The 8,899-nt window shown below is 38.5% G+C and carries 5 protein-coding genes; 2 read left to right on the top strand and 3 right to left on the bottom strand.

Translation table 11 applies throughout. The features are described from left to right. The first annotated feature begins 692 nt into the window (after positions 1 to 692). A complete protein-coding gene (locus F6K40_RS36465) occupies positions 693 to 2,474 on the top strand; it encodes an ABC1 kinase family protein (RefSeq protein ID WP_293143956.1) in 1,782 nt (593 codons plus the stop codon). Positions 2,475 to 2,613: 139 nt separating this feature from the next. Next, positions 2,614 to 3,819: a linear amide C-N hydrolase gene (locus F6K40_RS36470; protein WP_293143959.1), complete on the top strand. Its 1,206-nt coding sequence runs from the start codon at positions 2,614 to 2,616 to the stop codon at positions 3,817 to 3,819. Positions 3,820 to 3,985: 166 nt separating this feature from the next. On the opposite strand, the gene F6K40_RS36475 is transcribed toward F6K40_RS36470, so the two are convergent. The 3 genes from F6K40_RS36475 to F6K40_RS36485 all read right to left on the bottom strand — a co-directional run. Beyond that, positions 3,986 to 4,468 carry a lipocalin-like domain-containing protein gene (locus F6K40_RS36475; RefSeq protein WP_293143962.1) on the bottom strand — a complete coding sequence of 161 codons (483 nt, stop codon included), beginning with the start codon at positions 4,466 to 4,468 and terminating at the stop codon, positions 3,986 to 3,988. Between the two features lie 424 nt (positions 4,469 to 4,892). Next, complete coding sequence (locus F6K40_RS36480) at positions 4,893 to 5,045, bottom strand: hypothetical protein (RefSeq protein ID WP_293143965.1); 153 nt, start codon at positions 5,043 to 5,045, stop codon at positions 4,893 to 4,895. Between the two features lie 257 nt (positions 5,046 to 5,302). After that, the coding region (locus F6K40_RS36485; RefSeq protein WP_293143967.1) for a thioester reductase domain-containing protein at positions 5,303 to 8,899 on the bottom strand (3,597 nt) is incomplete at its 5' end.

Genomic DNA, 8,899 nt, shown 5'->3' on the forward strand with positions numbered 1-8,899 from the left:
TCCTACCGCGTCAATCCTCTCCCTAAAAGGGAGAGGTAATTATCCATTATCCATTATTGAACCGCTCTACTTTAGATACTTGAAAAATTATCTCAATCGATCTTCTTTTTTATAAAGAAAATGTAAAATATAGTAATGAAATGCTATTATAATGTCACAATATAAAGTGAAAAAATATTAATTAAAGATCAGCTTTTTATTATTTAGATATGAAAATAAATTAAGTTGATCTATTATCCTATATAGCTGTCGAAAAAATAATTTTAAAATTATTTTATTTGCTCAATCTAGTCCAGTTAATTCTTATATTTTTGACAAAAAAAAATTATCAAAATAATTGGGTCTAAAACCCCGCCTGGATCGGCGAAATATTTTTGGAGCGTTGCTCTAATCCTCGTTACAAAAATAACTGTCTTGAGTGTGTCTTACATTCTGTTGGCGAAGCCTTTCCGCAGGAAATGGAGACCTCAGAATTACACACTCGATCCACGACTTCTGACTTCTGACTTCTGACTTCGTTAAGTCTGAGCATTAAGTAGGTAGACATTAAAAATTATCCTGATGACAAAGCACAATCAGAAAATTCTGTTTTGGAGTTTCTTACTTAGGTGTAATTTGTCTATAGTTGTAAGATTTACAAATTCGATAGAAATTACACTATTAATCAACAGTTTATCGGTATAGTTCAAAAGATGATCAAGAATAAAGATATCCCCACGCCTATAATTGAGAAAAAAAACCGAAAAAAAGTAAAGGTTGTAGAAACTCTGGAGACTCGTCGCTTATCAACGCCCTATGTTGTTTGGCGATTTCTAGTTTATTTTGCTAGAGTACAATATCGCAAATTTACTGGTAAATCAGATGTGCAAAAAACAGCCACTCAATTACGAGAAATATTTGAAGAATTTGGTGGTTTTTGGGTAAAAGCAGGTCAGATACTAGCACTCCGAACAGATCTTTTTCCAGAAGAGGTATGTGACGAATTACGAAGTCTGCAATATGAAGCTCTTGGGTTTCCTTTTGATTTAGCACGTTCAACTATTGAATCAGAATTGGGTGCTCCTATAGAAAAAATATTTGAGAGTTTTGATAAAGAACCTTTCGCAGCAGCTTCTATTGCTCAAATTCATAGAGCAGTTTTGCGGAAAAAGAAAAAGAAAATTTCTGTAGTTGTTAAAGTTCAGCGTCCTGGTTTGGAAGATGCTTTCAAGCGAGATTTAGACATCATTAAGATTTTTGTTAATTTGTTAGTATCTTTCAATGTTGCCTCTTATCTGCGTTGGGATGAGTTTGTAGTAGAACTGGAAAAGACTTTTAAGGAAGAGTTGGATTTTCGCTATGAAGCTGCTAATGGTCGTCGCATGAAAAAGAACCTCAAATTCCATAAAATATATGTCCCAACAGTATATCAGAAATATTGTAAACGTAGAGTTTTAGTGATGGAATTTATAGACGGTGTTTTGATGTCTGACTATATTAAGATATTACTGAGCGATCGCCAGAGAGCAAAGCGGTGGGATGATGAAAATGATGTAGACGCCAAAGAAATTGGTGAAAAGCTATTCCTGTCTTTATTACGACAACTTTTTGAAGATAATCTTTATCATGGAGACTTACACCCAGGTAATATAATTTTATTACGCAAAAGCAAATTTGTCTTAATTGATTTGGGAAGTACGGGAACTCTGGACGCAGAATTTAGAAGATTTTATTTGAATTATATAAATGCTCTCTCAGAGGGAGATTTTCCTAAGGCCTCTGATTATTATATCCGATTGGGTGTAGATGTTCCAAAAGCTAATATTAGTAGAGTAAGGATAGAAATGGCTCGTGGATTTGAATCTTGGTCAGCTAAATCTGAACTCAAGGGGTTATCATATCAAGAAAAGTCCTTGGGTGGGGCTACCCAAGAAATTAATGAAGTAATTTTTGAGAACAGAATACCAACTAATTGGACACTTCTGAAAATTACTAGATCCTTCTTTGCATTAGATGGTTCACTGCAATATCTCTTGCCAGAACTAAATACGTTCAATATTATCAAAAAGTACAATAAGGAAGCTGATCGCCGGGCTTTAATAAAGAGTTTGCGTCCTGAGAGTATTAGGGCATCGTTTCAGAAGTTATCGGATACTTTTAATCAGTATAATGATATAATTCTGCCTCAACTCCGACAGCAAACTATACCTTTTGAGTTAACAGTTAACAGATCTGCTCTAACTTTGGCAACGATTTTGCGTGCTTTGTCATCTGTAGTCCTGATAGGTGAGTTTGGCACATTGTATAGCTTCCTCTATCAGCAATATTTTGAGATTATTCAACCGATTAATCTTGAAGTTGTTGATGAAGTTGTGAGACAGTTGCCATATATTCCATATTTAGAATGGATCGGGATCTTCATTGGTGGCGGATTGATTTTCATGGTTTTATTAGCTTGTATCAATATTCTAGAGCGTAAGGAATTTGGCAATTAGAAAAGTTTATTAATAAAATTAATTGGATAAAAAAAAATATTGATCTAAGTGACGAGCAGTATGCTATGTTGTTATTGTTATGGATAAATAATCCAGGACATTCGCAGCATTGAACTTAATCACGAAAAAGCATAATCTTATGAAGAAGCTAGCAACTATATTGGTTGTATTCATTACCATCCTGTCCATGGCAGTGATGCCAGCCGCTCAGGCTTGTAGCAGGTTAGTCTACGACAGTGACAACGGACCAGTTACTGCGCGGAGTATGGACTGGTTTCATAACCCCGAGGCCAAACTCTGGTTCTTTGAGAAAGGCATGGAGCGTAAAGGTGGTGCTGGTGAGCAGTCACTCGAATGGACTTCAAAATATGATAGTATCGTTACATCTAGCTATGACATCGCTACTGTTGACGGTATAAACGAGGAGGGTCTCGTTGTCAACCTCCTCTTTTTGTTAGAGACGAGCTACGGTCAACCTACAGAATCTGATAAAACCTTGTCCATTGGTGCCTGGGGTCAATATGTCCTTGATAATTATGCAACCGTTGACGATGCAGTTAAAGGACTGGGACAAGACCCACAACCTTTCAAAATCACTACAGTAACCCTTAATCAACTCGCGACATCATTAAGACCTGGCTCCATACCGGACGATATTCTATCAATCGAAGTTTTACCAGGCGTGACGATGGGAAATTTGCCGTTTTCACTTCATATGTCGATCTCGGATAAAACTGGGAATTCAGCGATCGTTGAATACATTAAGGGTGAACCAATCATACATTCCAAGAAGGAATACGATGTGCTGACCAATGACCCGATCTTCGATCAACAGCTTGCTATCAATAGCTATTGGAAGACATTGTACTCCAGTTTAAATGAAAATAATATCGCTGGGTTATTTCTACCAGGCACCAGCAGTGCCTCAGACCGATTCATCAGGGCTAGCTATTACTTGGGAGCCATGGAGAGTAATGCCGAGGAATATAAGGAGGATCGGCGGAGTGAGTTAGCTGCAGCTTTGGGCATTATCCGCAATGTCTCCGATCCACTCGGTCTGGATGGTCAGGACTTGGGGACAACCCAATGGCGGACTCTTGCGAACCAAAGGAATAATGTGTGCAAGATCACTAATGATACAGATGCCACTTACTTTTTTGAATACACCAAAAATCCGAATATTTTCTGGGCTAGTATGAAAAAACTGAAAGATAAGAATTTAAGTTCGATGGTGTTTGACCAGACTACCGCTCCGTACTTGTCAGGTGATGTGTCAGGAAACTTCCAAGCAAAAGCGCCCTTCTGTTGGGATCTATTATCTCCTACCTGTGATAATGATGACTAATTATTCTTTGTAGATTTTTGATTGCTGAATAATTATGGAAATCAATAGTCTAGTAGAATTATCAATCTTGTAACTTTACTGAGGGGGCGAAAGTCGCCCCCTAACTTTTAGCTACCTTGTTACCCCTTGAACCCCCTTGAGTTAATGAACATTCTCTGGGAAAGTCCTAGGAAACACGCTGCAAAGTAGCGGAAATGATATTTACCCCAGATCTAGTTAGTACAAGTTTATCTCCTGAAATCTCAATAGTCTGTTCCAGAACTGTACCAACTGCATCTGGAACAATATTAACTTCAATATGGTGAATAACTTTATTATCTATAATTTCATATTTACCAATATAAGCAGCATAATTATTCCCTGCCTGAACATATCGAAAAATTGCTCTGATATACCCAAATAGATTTTGAATTAACTTTGGTTTTGCACCATACCCCAAAGCCTGGATTTCTTCTACAGGTAATCCCAGCTTTAAGCGATCCCTCATCATAATTGAGATTGCCACATACCCCTCCTGAGTATATATAAGGTAGCCTACGGGATTTTTGCCATAGGAATCAATGGTGTTTTGTTGCTTATCTACATATTTCACCTCGATAAATTTCCATATTCCAACAAGATCATCTTTTGAAACTATGCTATGTGTCATGTTTGTTCCTTAATTACTAATTGAATACTTGGCTCATATTATATCATGTTCGGTAGCATCGGAGTGTGTATATCTGGGAGCAGCTATAGCAAGGTGCACTGGTATGTTTACATGGTACAAATCACTACTAATAATATAGTATGCGTGAAAGTATTGGTAATAGTAGCAGAAATTTGTACCACATTTAAAGACAATAGTAATATGTAAATACGCCAGCGCTCATTGCTATAAGTGTAGATGAACTAGATTTTTACTTATGATACCAAATCCGTGTAGGGAGGGTGAAAATAGGGGGAAAGTAGGAGGAATAATTGTTAGAGTAATTTTTCTGCCCCCCTCACCCCAAAATTAGCTCCTTTTTGAGCACCAAGAGCTAAAAAACTGGTACTATTTCCATACTCAGAAAGGCTAAAAGCTTTATCTGTTAATTCTTTGAGATTTGATCGGCAAGTCCTAAATAGGGCTTGCTGAAAAAAGCCTGAAAGCCTTTACAGATAAACTTTTTAGCATTTTTCAGTATGTCAAAAGTACCAGTTTTTAAGCCTCTCAAGCTAAAAAGTCTAGGATTTTCTGCCATAATTAGCCGAAAATCACTTTGATAATTCTTCTTCCTACCTCTTCTGTAATTCTTCTGATTCCTGGATTCACCGATTCACCGATTCTGGCTTCTCCCTACTATTAAAAGACTTTTTCAGCAAACCCTATTTAAGTTTTTCTCAATAGATAAAGGCTAAGAAATACTTGGCTATCGCTCTCTAAAAATTATAGCGATCGCTCTGTTGTTTATGGGCTATATATATAGTGCCTCCCGTATAAGTCCTGTCTGAGTTAGCTCTAAGAAGGTAAGTTTAAAAAGCCACTTTGGTTCAAATATGAAAGCATTTTTTCTAGGTATGGCTTGTCTATGGAGCTAAAGGTAATTCCACTGCCGAGCAAGCCATTCTGAGTATTGCGATCGTCAATAATAGCTTCTTGTGGGGAAGTTACGCTTAATTGCATGTGCTCATAAAATACGCTGGATAGTTTTTCTTTCGATTTTTCCATTTGGGAACTAAGCCCAAAAATGTAAGAATGCAAAGCATTTTTGGGATAATTTGATAAAGCCATCACCCAATCATTTAATGAAACTTCTTTCACAGAGGAATATACGGAGCAAATCAAAGAAAATACATAGTTAAGAGATGTGGTTTCGGGATTTATTAAATGAAATGCTTTGCCAAAAGATGTCTCTTGCTGAGATAAATAAACAATTGCCTGACTTATTTCATTTACAGGAACCCAGTTCTCTAAAAATTTACTTTCTAAAATTGGTACCATTCCTAGTTGCATACAACCTTTAATATAGCGACAAATTCTATCGTTAGTATTGCTAGCACCAGTATTAGTATCTGCTGTTATCATTGGTAGGCGATATACACAAGTAGGAATCCCTCGTTCATTTGCTGCCATTACTAACTTGTCTGCTACCCATTTACTTTGCCCGTAACCACGCTTCAGATTATGAGCTTCACCTAAGGGTTCGGATTCTAGAATGGTTATACTATCAGAATTACTAGATAATGAGAAAAGTATTTCAACAGTAGATATAAAATGCACGGGTTTTACATGAATTTGACTAGCTAATCTTAAAACCTCTTGAGTCCCCAAGACATTAGTCGGTTTGAGTATAGCGTAGTGGTTAATATGATTAGCCCAGGCTCCATTATGATAAATAACATCAATCTGGTTGGCAAGAAAGTTAAACTCTTCTGTTGATAGCCCGAAAAATTGACTAGACAAATCTCCTACTACAGGGATAATTCTGGAGCTAAATTTATCCTCATCCCAGAGCAAATAAGATTTTAGTTTATCTTTGAGTTTCTGTTTAGCTAGATCGGTATCATTAGCCCGAATTAGGCAGTATATATTTGCTGAAGTTTTTCGTAATAACTCATCAAGCAAATAAGCTCCTACGAAACCTGTTGCTCCTGTTAAGAAAATGTTCTGAGGTTCAACAATATTCTTATTGACCTTAGTCTTAGGAATAATGGTCGGGTCTAAAATTGCTTCCGCATTAAAATCAATTTTTTCAGCAGACAAGTTATTACTTCGATCCTCTTGAGCATCGGTTAAGTTTAATTGTTGGGTCAAGTAATCCACTAGCTGATTAATTGTAGGATAATCAAAAGCGAGAGTAGAGGGGACCGAACACTTCAAGCTACTTTGCAACTTATTCCTTAACTCCACAGAAGTCAAAGAATCCATACCCAAGTCAAAAAACTCTCTTTCCAAAGCAATCGATTCAGAATCATTAATTCCCAACACATTAGCCACCTGACGACGCACATGAGCCACCAACAACAAGCGACGCTCACTGGGTAGTGTAGCCTCTAACTTTAACAGAAAATCTGACCTAGATGATTTTGTGTCCTCCAATATAGTTTCCTGCCAATCTGCCAAGAAAGACCATTGGGCTACTCTTTCCTGCCACTTTGACCATTCTATAGGAAATACTCCTACTTCAACATCTGAACCATTCATCAATAGTTCTAGGAACTCTAACACCTGAGTTGGAGATATCACACCCATACCCTGCTCAGGTGCCGTAATATCGAGACCTCGTTCCGCTGCTAGTCCTATTTCAGAAATTACACCCCAATGAATACTCAATCCTGGTAATCCCTGAGTGCGACGATAATGGGCTAAACCATCGAGAAACCCATTGGCTGCCGAATAATTTCCCTGACCCGGTCCACCCCATAGAGATGCTATCGAAGAAAAGAGTACAAAAAAGTCCAAGGGTTGGTTTTGAGTCAATTGATGCAAGTGCCAAGCCCCTTGAACTTTGGGAGCCATCACTTGCTCAAAGCTAGACCAATTCTGGTTTTGTAGCACTCCATCCGACAATATCCCTGCCAAATGCATTACTCCTGCTAGTGGTATGTTGGACTGGTCGATCTTATGCACTACTCTAGTCATTGATTCAATATCGGACACGTCAGCTTTTTCCACTACCACTGAAGCTCCAGCTATTTCTAACTCTGTTATTTTTTGATTAGTAATATCATCTGGTACACGGCGTCCTAGCAACACCAAATGCTTGGCTCCTTTATCCACCATCCAACGAGCCACCAGTAAACCTAAACTTCCCATACCTCCTGTAATCAAATAACAAGCGTCTTCTCTGAAATTCAAAGATTTTGTTTCATTAGCTGGTTGTGCTGTTTGAGTTACCACAATTTTGCCAATGTGTTTGGCTTGCTGCATATAACGAAAGGCATTGATGACTTCCTCTATAGGAAATAGCTTTAAAGGTAGTGGTTGTAGTAAGTTTTTGGAGAACTGATCTACCAATCCCTTCCACATGGAATTAATTAACTCTGGTTTTTCTTGAGACTCTACTGACCAATCTGCCACAAAGTAAGATATATCCGGTCTAAATTCTGCTACTCGGCTGGGTTCCCAGACTCCTCGCTTGGAGATTTCCACAAACCGACCTGCTGTCCGACTTACTACCGACAGACCCTTGCTAATAAATTCCCCAGAAGTCAGAGAGTTGAGTACAATATTAACTCCTTGACCTTCAGTAATTTCCATTACCCGATCTGCAAACTCCACTGTCCGGGAGTTCATAATGTGTTTAACTCCCATCTGTCGTAGAGCATCCCATTTAGCAGGACTAGCAGTGGCAAAAACTTCTGCTCCTGCTTGCTGGGCAATTTTAACCGCAGCCATCCCCGTTCCTCCAGTTGCAGCATGGATTAAAACGCGATCGCCTGCCGTAATCTTAGCGATATGATGTAACGTGTAATAGGCCGTTAGAAAATTGTTTGGAATCGATGCTGCTTCTTCAAAGCTGAGATTTTCTGGCTTGAGAACTACATGGAACTCATCAACAGTAATATATTGACTAAAGCTGCCCTCTGTCAGAGCAATCACGGAGTCACCCACCTGAAAATCTTTGACTTGTTCTCCTACAGCCACTATTTCACCAGCACATTCTCCTCCCATATTTCCCTCTCCTGGGTAAGCACCCAAGCCAACGAGTATGTCACGAAAATTCAGTCCTGTTGCCCTAACTCGAATTTCTATTTCCCTTGCTGCTGGAGACTTTCTGGTAATTGGCTGTAGAATTAAGTTATCTAAACTACCCTTTTGTGAAATTCCTAATTTGAATGGTTGTGATGGTACTTTTTGGTCTTCTACCACTGCTTGCTGATGAGGACTAGCTACCAATCGAGCTACATAACGCTCATCTCCACGCCATGCTACCTGATCCTCCTTATCCTTCGACCCAACTTCCTGAAATAGTTCTTCAGCTTGACTCTCTATGGTCTGCTGTGGATCTAAATCTATGCGCACACAATTGAGTTCTGGATGTTCTATGCTAATTACTTTCCCCATACCCCACAGTGAAGACTGGGCTACTCCTGGTATCACTGGATTATTTGA

This window comes from Okeania sp. SIO3I5 (genome assembly GCF_010672085.1).
Lineage (GTDB): Bacteria > Cyanobacteriota > Cyanobacteriia > Cyanobacteriales > Microcoleaceae > Trichodesmium.

Coding starts and splice junctions, on each gene's coding strand:
- F6K40_RS36465 (WP_293143956.1), top strand. CDS start 693: ATGATCAAGAATAAAGATATCCCCACGCCTATAATTGAGAAAAAAAAC.
- F6K40_RS36470 (WP_293143959.1), top strand. CDS start 2,614: ATGAAGAAGCTAGCAACTATATTGGTTGTATTCATTACCATCCTGTCC.
- F6K40_RS36475 (WP_293143962.1), bottom strand. CDS start 4,468: ATGACACATAGCATAGTTTCAAAAGATGATCTTGTTGGAATATGGAAA.
- F6K40_RS36480 (WP_293143965.1), bottom strand. CDS start 5,045: ATGGCAGAAAATCCTAGACTTTTTAGCTTGAGAGGCTTAAAAACTGGT.